This window comes from Streptomyces sp. BK239 (assembly GCF_004217285.1).
Taxonomy (GTDB): domain Bacteria; phylum Actinomycetota; class Actinomycetes; order Streptomycetales; family Streptomycetaceae; genus Streptomyces.
The window spans coordinates 52,956-69,348 of record NZ_SHKS01000006.1 but is presented as its reverse complement, the minus strand read 5'-3'; the positions used below and the strand labels follow the sequence as shown (position 1 = coordinate 69,348).

The window sequence follows — 16,393 nt, the reverse complement described above, 5'->3', positions numbered from 1 at the left end:
TGGCAGCGGACGGCCCTGCCGCGAGGCTGGTGACAGGTGGTCAGGAGGCGGCCAGCCCGTCCAGGCGGCGGTGGCCCCAGTCGGAAAGGGGGGCCAGCGCCTCGGACAGCTCACGGCCGAACGGGGTGAGGGAGTAGACGGTCTTCAGGGGGAGGACGTCGTGCACCTCCCGGTGCACGAGACCGTCGGCCTCCATCTCCCGTAACGCCTGGGTCAGCACCTTCTCCGTGAGCCCCGGCAGCCGCCGGCGCAGTTCGGCGGGGCGGTGCGGGCCGGATTCCAGCAGCCAGAGCACGCTGGTCTTCCACTTGCCGTCGATCACGGCGATCGCGGCGGTCACTCCACAGACGTTCGTGTGCTCGGCACGCCTGCTCGCCATCCGTCTCCCCCTCTTTGTCATCAAATGTTCTTCATCATAAGGGAGTTGAGCCATGTCCTCATCGTCTGCCGACCTCTCCGTCACCGTTGTGGGGCTGGGCCCCATGGGGCGTGCGCTCGCCGGCGCCTTCCTGGACGCGGGGCTGCGCACCACGGTGTGGAACCGGACCCCCGGCCGGGACCGGGAACTGGTCGAACGGGGCGCCGTGGCAGCGGACACGGCGCGGGACGCCGTCGCGGCGAGCGCGCTGACCGTGGTGTGCGTGCGGGACTACGACGCCGCCGACGCCGTCCTGCGGGCGGAGCCGGTCACCGCCGCGCTCAAGGGGCGCACGGTCGTGAACCTCTGCGCCGACACCCCGGCCCGCGCCCGGGACACCGCCGACTGGGCGGCACGGCACGGAGTGCGGTACCTGGACGGCGCGATCATGACGCCGACGGACACCATCGGAACGCCCGCCGGGGTGTTCCTGTACAGCGGGCCCGCGGACCTCTACGAGGAGTGGCTGCCCGCGCTGCGCGCCTTCGGCGGCTCCCACACCCACCTCGGCGAGGAGATCGGCCGGGCCGCCGCCCACGACGTGGCGCTGCTCGACGTGTTCTGGACGGCGAAGGCGGGCTGGGCCCACGCCGTGGCGCTGGCCCGCGCCGAGGGCGTCACCGCAAGTGAACTGGCCCCTTACGCCGCGGGCATCGCGGCGATCCTCCCGGCGCAGTTCGCGGAGACCGCCGCCGAGGTGGACGCGGCCACCTTCTCCGGCGAGGCCTACCCCGTCACGTCGGCGGCGGTGACCATGAAGCACGTCATCGACGCCTCAGAAGCGCACGGCATCGACGCGGCCGTCATGCGGGCGGTGGAGGGTCAGGCCCGCCGGGTCATCGGCCGGGGGCACGGCGCGGACGGGTACATCCGGGTGGTGGAGGAAATGGAGCCGAAGCAGACGCCGGCGCGGCGTTAGCCCGCAGCCACTCCTCCAGCACCGCGAAGTCGGCGTCGGTGAGGCCGTGCCGGTGGTCCACACGGTGCAGGAGGGCCGGAGCCGGGTGCAGGGCGGCGACCAGGTCTTCGTCCACGGCGCTGATCTCGTCGTCGACCCAGACGAAGGGCCGGCCGGCCGCCCGGTCCAGCAGTGACGGCGTCTTCCAGTGCGGGCCGGACGGGGCCGGCGTCCGCGGCGGTTCCAGCACCGGCAGCCTGGGCAGTCCGAGCCACGGCGCCACCACCGCGTTGGCGTCGTCCAGCCAGGTCGTGGCCCACACCAGCTCACACCCGAGTGCGAGCAGGCGAGGCCCGAGAGCCGGGTCGAGACGGGACAGCAGCGGATGCACCTCGTCCGGCGCGGCCCGAGGCCCCCAGGAGGGGCCAGGACGGTGAGCCGGATACGGCCCCGGCCCCCCGAAGGGGATCAACGGCCCGTCGACGTCGAGGAAGAGCAGCATCACCGCCCACCATCCCACCCGCCCCGAAGCCTCACCAGGGCAGCTCCCGCTCGTGAATCACCTCCAGGCGCGTCACCGCGCGGGTCAGCACCACGTAGAGCCGGTTCAGGCCGCGTTCCTCCGCCTCGGCGATCGCCGCCGGTTCCACGGCGACGACATGGTCGTACTCGAGGCCCTTGACCTGCGTCGCGGGGATCACCGTCACCCGTGCGGCCTTGTCGGCGGGGTCGGCGGCGAGGGGGATCCCGACCCCGGCGAGGGCCTGGCGGATGCGGGAGGCGTCGGCGTCCGGGGTCACGACGCCGACGGAGCCCTCGTGGGCGAGGGCGTCCCGCACGGCGGCCACCACCTCGGCCGTGAGGCCGCCGTGCGCGCGCCGGACGCGCAGTTCACCGTCGCGGCGCAGGGAGCGGCCGGGCGGGACGCCGGTGTCGAGGCGGGCGAGGAGCCGGTTGGCCAGGGCGAGCACCGCTGCGGGGACTCGGAAACCGGTGGTCAGCGTGACCACCGCCGCGTCGGGCCGGCCCAGGTGGGCGAGAAGTTCCGGCCAGGTGCGCGCGGCCCAGGGCGTGGTGCCCTGGGCCAGGTCGCCGAGGACGGTCAGCGCCCCCGAGGGCGCCCGGCGGGCGATGGCCCGGCACTCCATCGGGGAGAGGTCCTGCGCCTCGTCGACCACGACATGGCCGTATCCCTGGGGGCGTTCGATGAGGCCGGCGATCTCGTCGAGGAGGACGAGGTCGGCCGCCGACCAGCGTGCGGACCTGTACGAGCGGGGCGGGCGCGGCCAGAGGAGGGCGCGCTGCTCGGCGGGGCCGAGGACTCCGTGCGCGGCCTCGCCCAACGCCTCCGGATCTGTGAGGAGTTCGGCCAGCACCTCTTCCGGTCGTGCCTTCGGCCATACGGCGTCCACGCAGGCGCTGACCGGACGCGACCGTTGCGTCCGGCGCTGCCAGGCGGCCGGCCGCGGTCCCCCGCGGCGCTCGGCCTGCTCCTGGATCCGGCGCGTGATCCGGCTGCGTACGCGTTCACGGCCGACGTCGTACGGCGGGGCCTCGGCGAGCACGTCGGTCACGATGCGGGCGAGTTCGTCGCCCGTGACCCGCCATCGGTACGAGCCGTCCGGCACGGCGAGGTCGTCGGAGCGGGCGGCGGTCACCCTGCCGTGGAGGGCCCGGTGCAGCACCTGTGCCATCCGGGGGTCGTGTTTGACGGCGGCCGTGTCGGCGGGGTCGACGGCGGTCACCGGGTGGCGGGCGATCTCGTCCAGGAGGGTCGACTGGCGGACGCCGGTCTCGCCGAGGGCGGGCAGGACCTCGGCGATGTAGGAGAGGTAGCCGCGGTGGGGGCCGAGGATCAGCAGGCCGCCGTCGCGGTGGAGGCGCCGGGGATGGGTGTAGAGGAGGTAGGCGGCCCGGTGCAGGCCCACCGCGGTCTTGCCGGTGCCGGGGGCGCCCTGTACGCACACGGACCGGTCCCGGTCCTCGCGGACGAGGTCGTCCTGCTCGGGCTGGATGGTGGCCGCGATGTCGCGCATCGGTCCGAGGCGGGGCCGTTCGATCTCGCGGGCGAGGAGGTCGCCGTGCCCGTGCTCGCCATGGCCCAGGTGTTCGTCCTCCAGGGCGGTCAGGTCGGCGGAGTCGCCGCGGCTGCCCGGCGCCCAGCCGAAGCGGCGGCGCACGGCGACGCCCAGCGGGTCGCGGTGGCTCGCCTGGTAGAAGGCGCGGGAGACGGGCGCGCGCCAGTCGACGACGAGGGGCGGGGCGGCCGGGTGTTCGCCGATGCGGAGCCGGCCGATGTGGTGACTGAGGCCTGCGTGGTCGCCCGCGCCCTCGGCGAAGTCCAGCCGTCCGAAGAACAGGGGCCCTTCGGGGAGTTCGCGCAGGGCCTTGGCCTGGCTGCGCAGCCGGTGGCCGAGCACTTCGGCGTCGGCGCCGGAGGCGGAGACGTCCTCGCCGGTGACGACCTGGAGGTCGGCGCCCGCGACCATCGCGGCGAAGGCCGTGCGGCAGGCGTCGTGGTGGGCGCGTTCGCGGCGGAGGGAGACATGGAGCTCGGCGGGGTCCTCGGGGCATGGGGCGGCAGCGGGAGACGTCATGCCGACGACCCTAGCCCACTGACGTTACCGAGTTAAATTTTTTACCGAGTTCCAATCAGTGATCGTTCACGCGAAGTGCGGCAGCCCCGCCTCCAGCCCCGTGAACGCCCGCTCCGTCGCCGCCACCGCGTCCGGGCGGACGGCCGCCACCCGCTCGCCGGCCTCGATCCGCCGCCAGTTCTCCTCCGCGAGGACGCGCCGCACGGCGACGATCTGACCGGCCGCCAGCCTGGCGTCGAGGTCGCCGCCCAGGGCGTCGGCGAGGGCGGCCTCGGAGCGCTCCACATGCGCGTGGAGGCCGGCGACCAGGGCGGGCGTGCCGTAGAGGAGGGTGTGGAAGACGCGGACCTCCGGGTCGTCGTTCAGGCCGGTGACGGGGTCGGCGGCGGCCAGCAGGTCGAGGAAACGGCGGCGCAGCGCGGGCAGGGGGGCGACGCCTTCGGCGCGCGCCGCGGTGACCACGTCGGCCGCCTCCCGCTCGTGGTCGGCGATCCGGTGCAGGACGAGGTCCTCCTTGGCCGGGAAGTACCGGAACAGCGTCGGCTTGGAGATCTCGGCGGCCGCCGCAACCTCCGCGACGGACACCGCGTCGAACCCCCGCTCGACGAAGAGCCGTACGGCGGTGTCCGACACGTTCTGGAACGTCCGTCGCTTCTTGCGTTCACGCAGGCCGGGCTCGCTCATGGGGCGAGCCTACGCATCCGCCGTCCTCACCCGGGCGCGGGCCGTGTACGGGTTCGTCGTCGGGGGGACGGGCAGGCCCAGGGCCGTGGTGGCGGCGACCAGGGTGGAGGCGTAGGAGTCGACGGCGCGGCGGACGTTCGGGGCGTCCAGGGCGGCGCCGGTGACCAGGCGGTCGAGGTCGATGTAGGCGGAGCGGACGATCTCGACGCAGCGGTAGACGCGCCAGTCGCGGCGCCAGTCCCGGGTGTACTCGGGGGCCAGCCGCCGCTCCCAGCGGCGCACCATGCGCTCCCTGATCTCCTGGCGGTTGGGGGTGAGGTGCATGTGCCGGACCAGGTCGTAGAGGGGGTCGCCGACGAGTGCCATCTCCCAGTCGATGATCGTGAGTCCGAGCGCGTCGTCGCGGCACACCAGGTTCCACGGGTTGAGGTCGCCGTGCAGGAGCGCGGGCACGCGGTCGGTGACCGTGTGCCGGGAGAGGATCTCCCCCAGCCGCTGGTGGTCGGGCAGGCCGAGCGACCGCGCCAGCCGCATGGAGTCCCTGGGGAGGTCCCTCACCAAGGCGACGAGTTGCCCCGTGAGCCAGGCGTGGAAGCCGCCCTGTCCTGCCGCCGGGTCGACGCTCTCGTGGTTCACGGCGGTCAGGGCGCACAGCTGGTCGACGAGAGCGTCGGCCTCGTGCGGGCGCAGGCCGTTCACGGGGTGGACGGGGCGCAGGTCGACGTCCCAGGGACCCACGTAGGTGTGGACGGCGAAGGCGTCGCCGGTGAAGTCCGTGCCCAGCGCGAGGACCCTCGGGGCGGCCACCTCTACACCGGAGTCCTCGATGGCGCGGAGCACCGCGTGCTCGCTGAGGAAGCTCGGTTCCCTTCGGCAGACGTCGCGCAGTCTGCGCCGGACGACCACCGGGAACTCGACGCCCGGCACCCGCACCACCGAGTTGAGGTGCGCCGTCCCCTTCACCACCCGGCCGGCCGGGGCGGCGCCCTCCGCCAGGAGGGCGTCCCGGACCGCGGACGCCGGGAAGTCGGGGTGCTCGGGGAGGCGGGGGTCGGGCTTCCAGTCGAAGGCCCCGGCACCCCGGTGCCGGCCGCCGATGTCGTCGAGGCCGCGCGAGGCCAGCCAGCGGAAGAGGGCGCCCTCGATCTCCAGGGGGGTGGGGACACGGCTCAGCCGCAGCGGTTCGGCCGCCGCCAGGACCGCCCGGTGCACCTCCGCCGTCGCCTCCTCCAGGCTCTCCTGGGTGAACGACCGCTCCAGGGACCGCGCGGCGCGCATGACGTCCGGGTACACGGACTGCGCCCGTTCGAAGGCCAGGTAGTGGTCCAGGTCCTTGGCCAGGCCGTTCACCGCGGCGGGGCGGACGTGCCGCATGGCCCGCGCCCAGGCCTCGGTGACCTCCTGCTCCTGGTGCCGCGGGTACCTCATGCGCACCAGGTGGGTGGCGAGGTCGTGCAGCGGGTCCCCGTAGGTGGCCGGCCCCCAGTCGACGCAGACGACGGATGCGTCGCCGTCCGGCTCGGGGACGATCAGGTTGTCCCGGCGCAGGTCGGTGTGGAGCAGGCTGTACGGCCTCCGCGTCATCGGCGGAACCCGTTCCGCCAGCGCGGACAGGGCGTCGGCGGGGATGCCCAGCGCCGTGAACAGGCCGCCGAAGACGGCCCAGTTGGGCCTGCGGATCTGTTCGTCGGCGAGCCGGGCCAGGGTCCGCAGGAAGGCGCGGCTGTCGGTGTGGTTGGCGGGCCACGCCGACGGCAGGGGCGGCAGCGCCGAGGCGCGCACCTGGGTCAGCCGGGCCAGCAGGGTGGTCAGTGACTCCACGAGCACCGCGTCGACAGGTTTACCGTTTCCGCACAGCGCCGGCAGCGGTACGCCCGGCACATGGCTGTGGACGGCGAATCCCGGCCCCTCGGCCAGGCACCGCGGGGTGTGCGGCAGGACGGCGCGGACGGCGTTCTGGACGGCCTTCTCCTCGCGCCAGGTCCTGATCACCGCGGGCAGCGCGTCGGGGCGCCGGATCCGCACGGTGACCGGTGCCCCGGCCTGCCCGCCGACGATCCGGGCCACGTCCGGCGGCAGGTCCAGCACATGGTCGCGACGGTGGGGACCGCCGGCCGACGGGGTCGACGCCGCGTCCCGGACGAAGGCGTGGAGCACGGCGGCGGACCTGCTCCGTGCGGCCGTCCGACCCCCGAAGGGGCGGGGGGAAACAGGGTCGTCGCCCACTGGGCCGCTCCGGGTGCTCACACTCGTCGAATGGATACGGCAAACGCTAGATGCCGTGTGCTGCCGCGCACGCCCGGACCGCCATGAGCTGGGCCATTGGGTTGATCGCCGCTCAGACGCGTCCGGCGTGGTCGAGGAATCGGGCCTGTTCGCCGTCTCATACGTGCCGGCGGGAGCTGTTGCTCACGCGATTGCGGAACTGTAGCGCAGCTCCTGAGCCCGGTGGCGCCAAGACGGGAGATGACGCCGTGACCGTCACCCCGTTCGACTCAGGCCGCCTGTCTGACGGTGTCCAGCACCGCCTCCAGCGAGGCCACCACGGTCGTCGCTCCGGCGTCTCTCAGGAGCTTTTCCTTGCGCTCGTTGCGGGCGTAGCCGAGGAAGGGGACCCCGGCCTCGCGGGCGGCCAGGAAGTCGGCGGGGGTGTCGCCGATCATCAGTGCGGTGCCGGGGGCCGAGCCTGTCGCGTTCAGGGCGCGACGCAGGCAGTGCGGGTGGGGCTTGAGGAGGTGCAGGTCCTGGGTGCGGCCGTAGACATGGGGCGCGAAGCAGCCGGTCAGGCCGCGGCTGTCCAGGTAGGCGCCGACCACCCGGGGGGAGTTGTTGGTGGTGATGGCCAGGCGGGCGCCGACGGCCGACCAGGTGCGTATCAGGGGGTCGGCCCAGGCGGTGGGCATCGCCGAGGCGGCGGCCTTCAGTTCCTCCTGGGTGAGGCGTTCCTCCAGCTCCGCGACGAGGTCGCTGCCGGGGTGGCGGCGGTCCACGGCGCGCAGCACGGCGTGGGGGTCGAGCGACTCCCGTTCGGACTCCGTCAGCAGTCCGCGCAGTCCGCGCCCCTCCAGCCACTCCACCAGGCCGTCGGCCACCAGTTCGGCCGAGTGCCGGGCGAACAGCCGGCAGATCGGCCCGTCGAAGTCCCAGAGCACGACTCGGGCACGCCTGATCGTTTCCCGCAGATCCACGGTTGTGTCCTCGGTCTCGGATGCCACCAGATCAGTCTGCGTCGTATCAGAAGTCACTAGGAGAGTGTCAGGTCCGAGGTGATTGTTTCCCAGAGGGCGTCGAACCACTTCTGGGATTCCTCGACGAAGGCGGCGTCCCGCCGGCCGGCCGCCTTCTCGAAGGAGAACAGCAGCGACTCGGTGCCCAGCACGTCGTACATGTCGAGCGTGCCGTCCTCGGTGGGCTCCTCCCGGCGCTCGACCATGTAGTACGCCATCAGCGCCTCGCTGCCGTTGAGGAGGTACAGCTTCACCGGCGGGGTGAACGGCAGGGCCCGGAAGGTGACGTTGACGTCGACGCCGTGGGTGCGCAGGGTGAGCAGGTTGTGCCGCAGGACGTGGCCCTGGGCGTTGCGCATCGCCAGCCAGCGCTGGTGCACCGGGTCGTCGTCGCTCCGTCCGTCGACGGGGACGGGGAAGGCGAGGTTGATGTCGCGCGAGGGCAGGAGGATGCGGACGTCGATCCGCTCGGGGCGGATGCTGCCGCCGTGGATGAGGCGCAGCGGTTCGCCGAGGGCCGGTATGAGGCTCTCGGAGGTGAGGCAGGCGGCGTCGATGCGGACGTGCGGGGCGGAGAAGGCCTCGGTCAGGCGGGGGGCGAGGGCGACCATCGTGGGCTGGGGCTCTTCCCGGGCCGGCGCCGGGGGTTCGGCGATGCGCGGTGGGCTGCCCTTGCTGACGTCGGTGAGCAGTCCGTCGTCCTGGAGGGCCCGCAGGGCCTGGCGCACGGCGCCTCGCTCGACGTCGAACTCGTGAGCCAGCTCGGCCTGGGTGGGCAGGCGGTCGCCCGCCTTGAGGTCCCCGACGCGGATGCGTTCGCGCAGGACATCGGCGATCTCCTGGGGCGAGAGCCTTCTGCTGCCGTTCACGGCCACGTTCTCCTGGGTCACGACCAAACGCTACAACTTCGATCCATCTGACGGCAGTTGCTTGGAAGTTGTTTAGTAGTTGCTGCCAAGTGGGGACAACATTATCAAAGTTGGTTGCCAACTTGGCTCAGTTGGCAGAACCCCGTCTCCGCAGCGTCTCCGAAGGGACCCGCCTCCGCGGCACATCCGAAGAGAGGAACCGCCATGACCGCCCTCACCGTCCTCTCCGCCGTTCTCGAACAGGCCGTCCAGTGGAAGTACGGCACCGCCGGCACCGTCGGCCTGCTCATGCTCACCGTCGGCATCAGGACCGGCCGCCCCGGCGTCAGCTCCGCCGGCGCCGTGATCCTCGCCCTCCTGGTCAGCGGCCCCGCCGTCAACTCGTGAGCGTCAGCCCGGAGCTGATCGTCTCCCAGAGCGCGTCGAACCAGCGCAGCGACTGCTTCACGAACGCCGAGTCACGCGGCCCGGCGCCCTCTTCGAAGGCGAACAGAACCGACCGCGTGCCCTCGGCGTCGTACATCTGGAGCTGCTCGTGGTCGATCTCCTGCTCGCGGCGCTGCACGGTGTAGTACGCCAGCAGCGCCTCCGTGCCGTTGAGGAGGTACAGCTTGACCGGCGGGGTGAAGGGCAGCGCGCGGAAGCTGACGTCGACGTCGATGCCGTGCGTCTCGCGCAGCGTGAGCAGGTTGTGCCGCAGCACCTGGCCCTGGGCGTTGCGGTGGGACAGCCAGCGGCGTTGCAGCCGCCCGGTCTCCGAGGCGTCCACCGGTGTCGGGAAGGCCAGTTCGATGTCCCGGGACGGCAGCAGGACCCGCACCTCGATCTTGGCCGGTTTCAGCTCCCCGGCGTGGATCCGCCGCAGTGGTTCGCCGATGGCGAGGGTCAGCGAGACGGCCGTCAGGCAAAGGGCGTCGATCCGCACGTGCGGAGCGGCGAACGCCTCGACGATACGCGGGGTCAGCGCCGCCATCGTGGGCTGCGGCGGCGCCCCCGGCCCGGCCGGGAAACCTCTCCCGCCGGAGTGCGGGGCGACCGTCGCAGGGGCGCCCTTCGTCACATTGGTGAGCAGGCGCTCCGCCTGGAGAATGCGCAGCGCCTGGCGCACCGCGCCCCGCTCCACCCCGAACTCGTCCGCCAGCCTGGCCTGGGTGGGCATGCGCTGGCCCGGCCGCAGCACCCCGGTCCTGATCCGGGTGCGCAGCTCGTCGGCCACGTCACGGGGGGTCGGCCGCGGCCGCGCCGGCCGCCCCGGGCTCCCCCGCCCCTTGACGGAGGCATGTTCCGGCTCCACGACCGAACACTACAACTTCTCGCCATCTTGCGGCAGTTCAAGGAGAGATGGTTATAGGACGCTTCCAAACGGACATAAGTACAGTGAAGTTGGCTGCCAACTTCAACAACGTGGTCAAACTTTCAGACGGTTGGCCGGTCGGGCTCCCTTCCGGAGGGGAGCCGGGAGCCCGCGCAGGCCGGCACCGAGGCACAGTCACAACTGCAGATCGCCCGCACAGCCACAACCACAGATCGTCGTCACCCGCACAGCCACAACTGAACAAGCACGGAGGAAACGACAGCCACGGCTACGGACGAGCTGGAAGGAGCCTCAGAACATGTCCGGGCACCACGGTCGCCCGGGCGTACGCAGCAGGGCGTCGGCCTCACGGGCGGCGCCCGCTCGTTCTTCCCGGACCCGGCCCAGCGCCGCCAGCCGCGTCACCGACTCGTCGCCCAGCCACAGCCTCGCCAAGTCGGCCACGTCCAGCGTGAGATCGGCCGTACGGGTCGTCGGCGCGCAGGAGACGCCGTCCCCGGACGCGTCCAGCAGATAGCGGCCCCCGGCGAGACCGCCGCCGTCGGCCACCTCCAGCACCAGCGCCCCCGACGCGCCGTACGTCCGGGCCTCGAGCGCCCGTACGACGTCCAGGATCCGCACCCACAGCCAGTCCGCCTGCGTGGTGACGGTGGCCGCGCGCGGGTCGGGCAGCAGCTGCGGCAGCAGGTCGTCGGGGCCCCGCCAGCCCGACTTCACCCGCACCACCCAGTCGATCGAGCAGAGGTAGTGCCACAGAGCGCGCTCCGCGGCCGGCGTCGAGGTGATCAGCCAGCGCACCGAGGCGGTGTTCAACGGCTGCTTGGCGTCGCCCCACTTGTCGTCCGCCCGGTAGGAGACCAGCCCCTGCACCTCGCCGTCCGCCGAGCGGTACACCGCGTAGAACGGCTCGGTCCACGAGGCCTCCCCGTGCAGCCGCAGCACGCCGGTCTCCACCTCCCACCAGTGCTCTGTACGGCTCACCGCGCCGGGCTGGGCGAGGCGGAGCCGCTCGTGCAGTTCGGGGCCGACCTTGCGGGCCTCCTCCCCGTCGACCAGGTCGACGCGGCCGCCGTCCTCCGGGCCCGACCAGCGTGGGTCGAGGCCGGAGCGGGGCACGTCCACCGACCACTCGGTCGACGTGGTCGCCGGGCCGAAGCCGTAGCGGCCGTAGATCCGGTACTCGGCGGCGATGAGGGTGGCGACGACGTCGCCGCGCTCCTTGGCGGCGGCCAGGTCGTCGGTCATCAGCCGGGTGAGGAGGCCCCGGCGGCGGTGCGTGGGGGAGACGGTGACGGCGGAGACGGCGTCCGCGGGGACCCGGGCACCGCCTACGGCGGTCAGCTCCTGGGGAAACGAACGGAAGGTGGCGACGCATCGGCCCGCGTCCAGGGCGGCGGAGACGCGGGACCCGGTGAGGTTGGTGCGGCGGTCGGCGATCTCACGGTCGGTGATGGCCGCGCTGCTGAGGAAGCCGGTGTTGACCGCGCGCATCCAGTCGGGGAGTTCGGCATCGGTGATCCGGCGTACTTCTATCGGGGCGTTGGCGTCGGCTCGGGAGGTCATGGGAGCCACGGTAGGCGGGGCCGGGGGAGGGGTGCGGGGATTTTCTCCGCCCCGCCGCCCGTCCCTCCCCGTCCCCGGAGGGCCTCGCCTCACGCTCCCCCGGAGGGGGCGCTCCCGGGCGGGCTGTCGCACACGAGCAGGTCGTCGACCTGCGCCTCGCCCTCCCGGTACCTCCGCGTGATCTCCGCCCCGCAGCCGTCGGCGGTGCGCTGGAGGCCCTGGCGGCGGCTGGAGACCTGCTGTTCGTACCGGACCAGACGGGCCATCGCCTCGTGCAGCTCCTCGTCCGTGCGGGCGTCCAGGTCCGACAGCTCGACCTCGGAGAGCATCTCCGCGGCCAGCCTGCCGTACTCCTCGCTGGACGGGGTGCCCAGCGTGACGTGCCGGGCGGAGGAACGGTGGCGGGCCGGGGCGTCGGTGAGGATCTCCGGGAGCCGGGCCACCATGGACGCCTCGGCCGGCGCGGGAGCGGCCGCCGGGGCGCGCCGGGCCAGCTCCGCGCGCAGGATGTCGATCCGCCCCTGGAGCAGCCGCCGTACGTAACTCAGGTCGGCCTCGTCGCGCTGGGCGTCCCGGCGCAGGGTGCGCAGCTCGGGCAGGCTCAGCCGGGGCAGGTCCGGCGCGGGCGGCTCGACGGGGAGCGCGCGGGGCGGGCTGTCGGTGCGCTGCACCGGGGGGCGCTGGGGGCGGGCGGCGGCGCGACCCCCTGTCGGCCCCGCACTGGTGCCGGTGCCGCCTGTGCCGGTTCCGCCGATGCCGGTTCCGCCCCCTGTGCTGTCCGCGCCGGCCCCGCCGGGGACGCCCTCGCCGGTGGACGCCGCGGCCGCCGGGCAGCGCCCGGCCGGCTTCGCGGCGCTCACTGTGCTCACGGTGCTCGAAGTGCTCATGTACCTCTACCGTCCCCTCGACCGGCGTGTGGAAGCATCGTGCCACCCCAAGTGGCCGCAATGTGACCGAGTGCCCCCGAACGGCCTCAGATAGGGCCGTAAGGACCCCTAGGGATCAAAAAGCGACCCCCAGGCCGACGCTCGACGGGGGCACGGCATGATGGGGCGCATGCGTGCGGTGGTGCAGAGGGTGGACGGCGCGAGCGTCGTCGTGGACGGCGAGACGGTCGGCGCGATCGACGGCGAGGGCCTGTGCGTGCTCGTCGGGGTCACGCACGAGGACACCAAGGAGAAGGCGGCCCAGCTCGCCCGCAAGCTGTGGTCGGTCCGGATGCTGACCGACGAGCGCTCGTGCAGCGACGTCGACGCGCCGCTGCTGGTGATCAGCCAGTTCACGCTCTACGGCGACGCCCGCAAGGGCCGCCGCCCCACCTGGAACGCGGCCGCCCCCGGCGACGTGGCCGAGCCTCTCGTCGACGAGGTGGTGGCGCAACTGCGCGCGCTGGGCGCGACGGTGGCGACGGGCCGGTTCGGCGCGCAGATGCGGGTCTCCCTGACGAACGACGGCCCGTTCACCGTGCTGATCGAGATCTGAGCAGGGCTGCCGGCCGAGGTCCGACCGGGCCTACGGCTCGACGACGACTTCCTGGGCCGCGGCGGTCTCGCCGGCGATGAGGCGGGCGTCCACCGGGACGCTCCGCTTGACCAGGGCCAGCGCCACCGGGCCCAGCTCGTGGTGGCGCGCGGACGTCGTCACGAAGCCGATCTTGCGGCCGTCGGGGCCCTCGTCGGCGGTACGGATCTCGGTGCCGGCGGGCGGGAGGTGGACCTCGCTGCCGTCGAGGTGGAGGAAGACCAGGCGGCGCGGGGGCTTGCCCAGGTTCTGGACCCGGGCGACCGTCTCCTGACCCCGGTAGCAGCCCTTCTGGAGATGGACCGCCGTACCGATCCAGCCCAGCTCGTGCGGGATCGTGCGGTGGTCGGTCTCGAAGCCGAGGCGCGGACGGTGCTGTTCGACGCGCAGCGCCTCGTAGGCGAGGATCCCGGCGGCGGGACCGGACTTCGCGGCGTACGACTCCAGGTCGGCGCGCGGCAGGAAGAGGTCCCGGCCGTGGGCGGTCTCGCGGACGACGACGTTCTCGGGGACCTCGGCGATCGAGCCGGCCGGCAGGTGGACGACCGCGAAGTCGGCGGTGCGGTCGGCGACTTCGACCCGGTAGAAGAACTTCATCGACTCCAGGTACGCGATCAGCGCGTCCTGCGTGCCGGGTTCTACATGGGCCCAGACCGTGGCGCCGTCGTCGACGAGGTAGAGGGCGTGTTCGATGTGGCCGTTCGCGGAGAGGATCAGCGCCTCGGTGGCCTCGCCGGTGGGCAGGTCGCTGACGTGCTGGGTGAGCAGCAGGTGCAGCCAGCTCAGCCGGTCCTCGCCGGTCACGGCGACGACCGCGCGGTGTGAGAGGTCGACGAAGCCGGCGCCGTCGGCGAGGGCGCGCTGTTCGCGGAACAGGTCCCCGTAGTGGGCCGCGACGCCTTCGTCCACGCCCTCGGCGGGGACGGCGCCGGGCAGGGACAGCAGGGGGCTCTTCATGAACGCAAGCCTACGACCCGGTGGTCGGGCTCTGGGCGGCCCCGGCCTTCCGCGTGCACGCCTCGCAGCGGCCGAAGATCGCGAAGTGCTTCATGTCGGTGTCGAAGCCGAAGGTCTCGCGGAGCTTGGCCGTGAACTCGGCCGACACCTGCACGTCCGCCTCGATGACGTTCGAGCAGTCCCGGCACACCAGATGGATGTGATGGTGCCGGTCGGCGAGATGGTAGGTCGGCGCGCCGTGCCCCAGATGGGCATGGCTGACCAGCCCGAGCTCCTCCAGGAGCTCCAGGGTCCGGTACACGGTGGAGATGTTGACCCCCGACGCCGTCTTCCTCACTTCCACGAGGATGTCGTCGGGGGTCGCGTGCTCCAGGGTGTCCACGGCTTCGAGGACAAGCTGTCGCTGCGGCGTCAGCCGGTAGCCGCGCTGCCTGAGGTCGCTCTTCCAGTCGGTGCTCACCACACCGACGAGTCTAGGACTACTTGAAGAAGGCGATGCCGTCGTCCGGCATGTCGTCGGGCAGGGCCTTGGCCCAGCGCTCGACCTCCTCCGGGGTGACGACCTTCTTCAGGTGCGCCGACATGTAGGGGCGCAGCTCGACCTCGGGGGTCTGCTTCTCGCCGACCCACATGAGGTCGCTCTTCACATAGCCGTACAGGCGCTTGCCGCCGGTGTAGGGGCGGGAGGCGGCCGTGCGGGCCACGGCGTCGGTGACCAGGTCGATCTGCGGCTTCTTGTCGGCCAGCTCGCCGTACCAGATCTCGATGACGCCGTCGTCGCGGGTCATCGTCACCTCGACCTTGCGCAGGCCGTCGATCCGCCAGAAGCCGGACTCCGACTCCAGGGGGCGGACCTTGTTGCCGTCGCCGTCCAGGACCCAGGTGTGCGAGCGGTACTCCAGGAAGTCCCGGCCGTCATGGCTGAAGGTGACCTCCTGCCCGAAGTTGCACTTCTCGGAGCCGGGGAAGTCGTGCACGCCCGCGCCCGCCCAGGTGCCCAGCAGGAAGGCGAGGGGGACGAGGTCCTTGTGGAGGTCGGACGGGATCTCGATCATGGGTGACAGTTCCTAGACGGGGGTCAGCGCTGGCCCTGGTACAGCTTCTTCACGGTCAGGGCGGCGAAGGCGAGGACGCCGACGCAGACCAGGACCAGCAGGGCTTCGAAGAAGATCTCCACGGGGTGCTCCTCGCATGAGCGCGGTTCGGTACGACACAGGGCCGCCCCCCAGCTTACGCGGCCCCCCCGACGCCCTCCGCGCGAGGTGCGCCCAGGGGGCGGCCGAGGAGCGGCTCTGACTACGATTCGGGGATGGCGAAGAAGCTTGTGGTGAAGGTGACGGCGGGGGCCGATGCTCCTGAGCGGTGTTCCCAGGCGTTCACCGTCGCGGCGGTGGCCGTGGCCAGTGGGGTCGAGGTGTCGCTGTGGCTGACCGGGGAGTCCGCGTGGTTCGCGCTGCCCGGGAAGGCCGCCGAGTTCGAGCTGCCGCACGCCGCGCCGCTGCCCGACCTGATCGAGTCGATCCTGGCCGGCGGGCGGATCACGCTGTGCACGCAGTGCGCGGCCCGGCGGGACATCTCGGAGGGGGACGTCCTGGAGGGCGTACGGATCGCGGGCGCGCAGGTGTTCGTGCAGGAGGCGCTCGGGGACGGGACGCAGGCGCTCGTCTACTGAGACGCGCCGCTCACGGGTGGCGCTTCCTGCCGTCCAGCTCGTCCCACCACTCGTCGGACTTCGTGTCCCCGGACGGGGCGTCCCACCAGCGGTCCTCGGGACCGCGACGGTTGGCGACGATCGCCGCGAGCGGCGGGATGACCATCGCCACCACGCACATCCCGACGGCCACCGGCGTCGACCAGAGGCGCACGACTCCCCAGGCCAGGACGAACAGGGCGACGCAGGTGCCCATCATGGCGAAGTAGAGACGCCTCCGGCGTGCGTACATACGTCCAGCGTAGGCGCACGTCCAAGGGCCGCACCCCAGGCGTCCAACCCGCGGGGCGCGGCCCTTGCGACCGTCACGTCGTGCCTCGGAAGGCGACCTCTCAGACGGCGATCGCGACCTCGGCGAGGCCGCCCTGCTGGGCGACGACCGTGCGGTCGGCGCTGCCGCCGGGAACGAGGGCGCGGACGGTCCAGGTGCCCTCCGCCGCGTAGAAGCGGAACTGGCCCGTCGCGGAGGTCGGGACCTCCGCGGTGAACTCGCCGGTCGAGTCCAGCAGACGGACGTAGCCCGTCACGGGCTCGCCGTCGCGGGTCACCTGACCCTGGATCGTGGTCTCACCGGGCTTGATCGTCGAGGCGTCCGGGCCGCCGGCCTTCGCTCCACACATGCTGCTACTCCAG

Annotated in this window: 19 protein-coding genes; 4 read left to right on the top strand and 15 right to left on the bottom strand. The window is 72.6% G+C overall.

Annotated elements, in window-relative coordinates; genetic code table 11:
• Positions 1-40: 40 nt before the first annotated feature.
• Positions 41-379 (bottom strand): helix-turn-helix domain-containing protein, encoded by a 339-nt coding sequence (locus EV567_RS19560; RefSeq protein ID WP_130441859.1) that lies wholly within the window; start codon positions 377-379, stop codon positions 41-43.
• A 52-nt stretch (positions 380-431) separates the two neighbouring features.
• Between EV567_RS19560 and EV567_RS19555 the strand changes: the two genes are divergently transcribed.
• Entirely contained in the window at positions 432-1,337 is a 906-nt protein-coding gene (locus EV567_RS19555; protein WP_130441857.1) for an NAD(P)-dependent oxidoreductase, read from the top strand.
• Here the strand turns inward: EV567_RS19555 and EV567_RS19550 are convergent.
• From EV567_RS19550 to EV567_RS19525, 6 genes are all read right to left on the bottom strand, one after another.
• Positions 1,255-1,818, bottom strand: a complete 564-nt coding sequence (locus tag EV567_RS19550; RefSeq protein ID WP_242620907.1) for an HAD domain-containing protein — start codon at positions 1,816-1,818, stop codon at positions 1,255-1,257. The genes EV567_RS19555 and EV567_RS19550 overlap by 83 nt on opposite strands.
• A 31-nt stretch (positions 1,819-1,849) precedes the next feature.
• On the bottom strand, positions 1,850-3,913 hold the full coding sequence (locus EV567_RS19545) for an AAA family ATPase (protein ID WP_130441855.1): 2,064 nt from the start codon (positions 3,911-3,913) through the stop codon (positions 1,850-1,852).
• Between the two features lie 66 nt (positions 3,914-3,979).
• Positions 3,980-4,597 carry a TetR/AcrR family transcriptional regulator gene (locus EV567_RS19540; RefSeq protein WP_130441853.1) on the bottom strand — a complete coding sequence of 206 codons (618 nt, stop codon included), beginning with the start codon at positions 4,595-4,597 and terminating at the stop codon, positions 3,980-3,982.
• A 9-nt stretch (positions 4,598-4,606) separates the two neighbouring features.
• Positions 4,607-6,754 carry a phosphotransferase family protein gene (locus EV567_RS19535; protein WP_242620906.1) on the bottom strand — a complete coding sequence of 716 codons (2,148 nt, stop codon included), beginning with the start codon at positions 6,752-6,754 and terminating at the stop codon, positions 4,607-4,609.
• 338 nt (positions 6,755-7,092) lie between these two features.
• On the bottom strand, positions 7,093-7,893 hold the full coding sequence (locus EV567_RS19530; protein WP_165430430.1) for an HAD family hydrolase: 801 nt from the start codon (positions 7,891-7,893) through the stop codon (positions 7,093-7,095).
• Positions 7,842-8,720, bottom strand: a complete 879-nt coding sequence (locus EV567_RS19525) for a winged helix-turn-helix domain-containing protein (RefSeq protein ID WP_207228810.1) — start codon at positions 8,718-8,720, stop codon at positions 7,842-7,844. Before EV567_RS19525 ends, EV567_RS19530 begins: the two co-directional genes overlap by 52 nt.
• A 177-nt stretch (positions 8,721-8,897) precedes the next feature.
• Here EV567_RS19525 and EV567_RS19520 point away from each other — a divergent pair, with 177 nt between their 5' ends.
• Positions 8,898-9,080: a hypothetical protein gene (locus EV567_RS19520; RefSeq protein WP_130441847.1), complete on the top strand. Its 183-nt coding sequence runs from the start codon at positions 8,898-8,900 to the stop codon at positions 9,078-9,080.
• Here the strand turns inward: EV567_RS19520 and EV567_RS19515 are convergent.
• From EV567_RS19515 to EV567_RS19505, 3 genes are all read right to left on the bottom strand, one after another.
• Positions 9,070-9,987 (bottom strand): GntR family transcriptional regulator, encoded by a 918-nt coding sequence (locus tag EV567_RS19515; protein ID WP_130441845.1) that lies wholly within the window; start codon positions 9,985-9,987, stop codon positions 9,070-9,072. The genes EV567_RS19520 and EV567_RS19515 overlap by 11 nt on opposite strands.
• A gap of 312 nt (positions 9,988-10,299) precedes the next feature.
• Positions 10,300-11,571 (bottom strand): GNAT family N-acetyltransferase, encoded by a 1,272-nt coding sequence (locus tag EV567_RS19510; protein ID WP_130441843.1) that lies wholly within the window; start codon positions 11,569-11,571, stop codon positions 10,300-10,302.
• A gap of 89 nt (positions 11,572-11,660) precedes the next feature.
• Positions 11,661-12,326, bottom strand: a complete 666-nt coding sequence (locus tag EV567_RS19505; protein WP_407071611.1) for an aerial mycelium formation protein — start codon at positions 12,324-12,326, stop codon at positions 11,661-11,663.
• A gap of 301 nt (positions 12,327-12,627) precedes the next feature.
• On the opposite strand from EV567_RS19505, the gene dtd reads away from it, so the two are divergent.
• Positions 12,628-13,053, top strand: a complete 426-nt coding sequence (gene dtd, locus EV567_RS19500) for a D-aminoacyl-tRNA deacylase (protein ID WP_130441841.1) — start codon at positions 12,628-12,630, stop codon at positions 13,051-13,053.
• Between the two features lie 30 nt (positions 13,054-13,083).
• Here the strand turns inward: dtd and EV567_RS19495 are convergent, their stop codons facing one another.
• From EV567_RS19495 to EV567_RS19485, 3 genes are read right to left on the bottom strand one after another with little or no spacing between them, the layout of a single operon-like run.
• A complete protein-coding gene (locus tag EV567_RS19495) occupies positions 13,084-14,049 on the bottom strand; it encodes a folate-binding protein YgfZ (RefSeq protein WP_130441838.1) in 966 nt (321 codons plus the stop codon).
• Between the two features lie 10 nt (positions 14,050-14,059).
• Positions 14,060-14,512, bottom strand: coding sequence for a Fur family transcriptional regulator (locus EV567_RS19490; RefSeq protein ID WP_130441836.1), 453 nt, complete (start codon positions 14,510-14,512; stop codon positions 14,060-14,062).
• Positions 14,513-14,528: 16 nt separating this feature from the next.
• The gene (locus EV567_RS19485; RefSeq protein WP_130441834.1) at positions 14,529-15,104 is read right to left on the bottom strand and encodes an FABP family protein; all 576 of its coding nucleotides are present in this window, start codon (positions 15,102-15,104) and stop codon (positions 14,529-14,531) included.
• A gap of 254 nt (positions 15,105-15,358) precedes the next feature.
• Between EV567_RS19485 and EV567_RS19475 the strand changes: the two genes are divergently transcribed.
• Positions 15,359-15,721 carry a DsrE family protein gene (locus EV567_RS19475; protein WP_130441830.1) on the top strand — a complete coding sequence of 121 codons (363 nt, stop codon included), beginning with the start codon at positions 15,359-15,361 and terminating at the stop codon, positions 15,719-15,721.
• Positions 15,722-15,731: 10 nt separating this feature from the next.
• Here the strand turns inward: EV567_RS19475 and EV567_RS19470 are convergent, their stop codons facing one another.
• Entirely contained in the window at positions 15,732-15,992 is a 261-nt protein-coding gene (locus tag EV567_RS19470) for a DUF3099 domain-containing protein (RefSeq protein ID WP_130441828.1), read from the bottom strand.
• A 100-nt stretch (positions 15,993-16,092) separates the two neighbouring features.
• Entirely contained in the window at positions 16,093-16,380 is a 288-nt protein-coding gene (locus tag EV567_RS19465) for a DUF1416 domain-containing protein (protein WP_006139129.1), read from the bottom strand.
• Positions 16,381-16,393 lie beyond the last annotated feature (13 nt).

Coding starts and splice junctions, on each gene's coding strand:
- EV567_RS19545 (WP_130441855.1), bottom strand. CDS start 3,913: ATGACGTCTCCCGCTGCCGCCCCATGCCCCGAGGACCCCGCCGAGCTC.
- EV567_RS19560 (WP_130441859.1), bottom strand. CDS start 379: ATGGCGAGCAGGCGTGCCGAGCACACGAACGTCTGTGGAGTGACCGCC.
- EV567_RS19475 (WP_130441830.1), top strand. CDS start 15,359: ATGGCGAAGAAGCTTGTGGTGAAGGTGACGGCGGGGGCCGATGCTCCT.
- EV567_RS19470 (WP_130441828.1), bottom strand. CDS start 15,992: ATGTACGCACGCCGGAGGCGTCTCTACTTCGCCATGATGGGCACCTGC.
- EV567_RS19555 (WP_130441857.1), top strand. CDS start 432: ATGTCCTCATCGTCTGCCGACCTCTCCGTCACCGTTGTGGGGCTGGGC.
- EV567_RS19540 (WP_130441853.1), bottom strand. CDS start 4,597: ATGAGCGAGCCCGGCCTGCGTGAACGCAAGAAGCGACGGACGTTCCAG.
- dtd (WP_130441841.1), top strand. CDS start 12,628: ATGCGTGCGGTGGTGCAGAGGGTGGACGGCGCGAGCGTCGTCGTGGAC.
- EV567_RS19520 (WP_130441847.1), top strand. CDS start 8,898: ATGACCGCCCTCACCGTCCTCTCCGCCGTTCTCGAACAGGCCGTCCAG.
- EV567_RS19495 (WP_130441838.1), bottom strand. CDS start 14,049: ATGAAGAGCCCCCTGCTGTCCCTGCCCGGCGCCGTCCCCGCCGAGGGC.
- EV567_RS19510 (WP_130441843.1), bottom strand. CDS start 11,571: ATGACCTCCCGAGCCGACGCCAACGCCCCGATAGAAGTACGCCGGATC.
- EV567_RS19485 (WP_130441834.1), bottom strand. CDS start 15,104: ATGATCGAGATCCCGTCCGACCTCCACAAGGACCTCGTCCCCCTCGCC.
- EV567_RS19550 (WP_242620907.1), bottom strand. CDS start 1,818: ATGCTGCTCTTCCTCGACGTCGACGGGCCGTTGATCCCCTTCGGGGGG.
- EV567_RS19465 (WP_006139129.1), bottom strand. CDS start 16,380: ATGTGTGGAGCGAAGGCCGGCGGCCCGGACGCCTCGACGATCAAGCCC.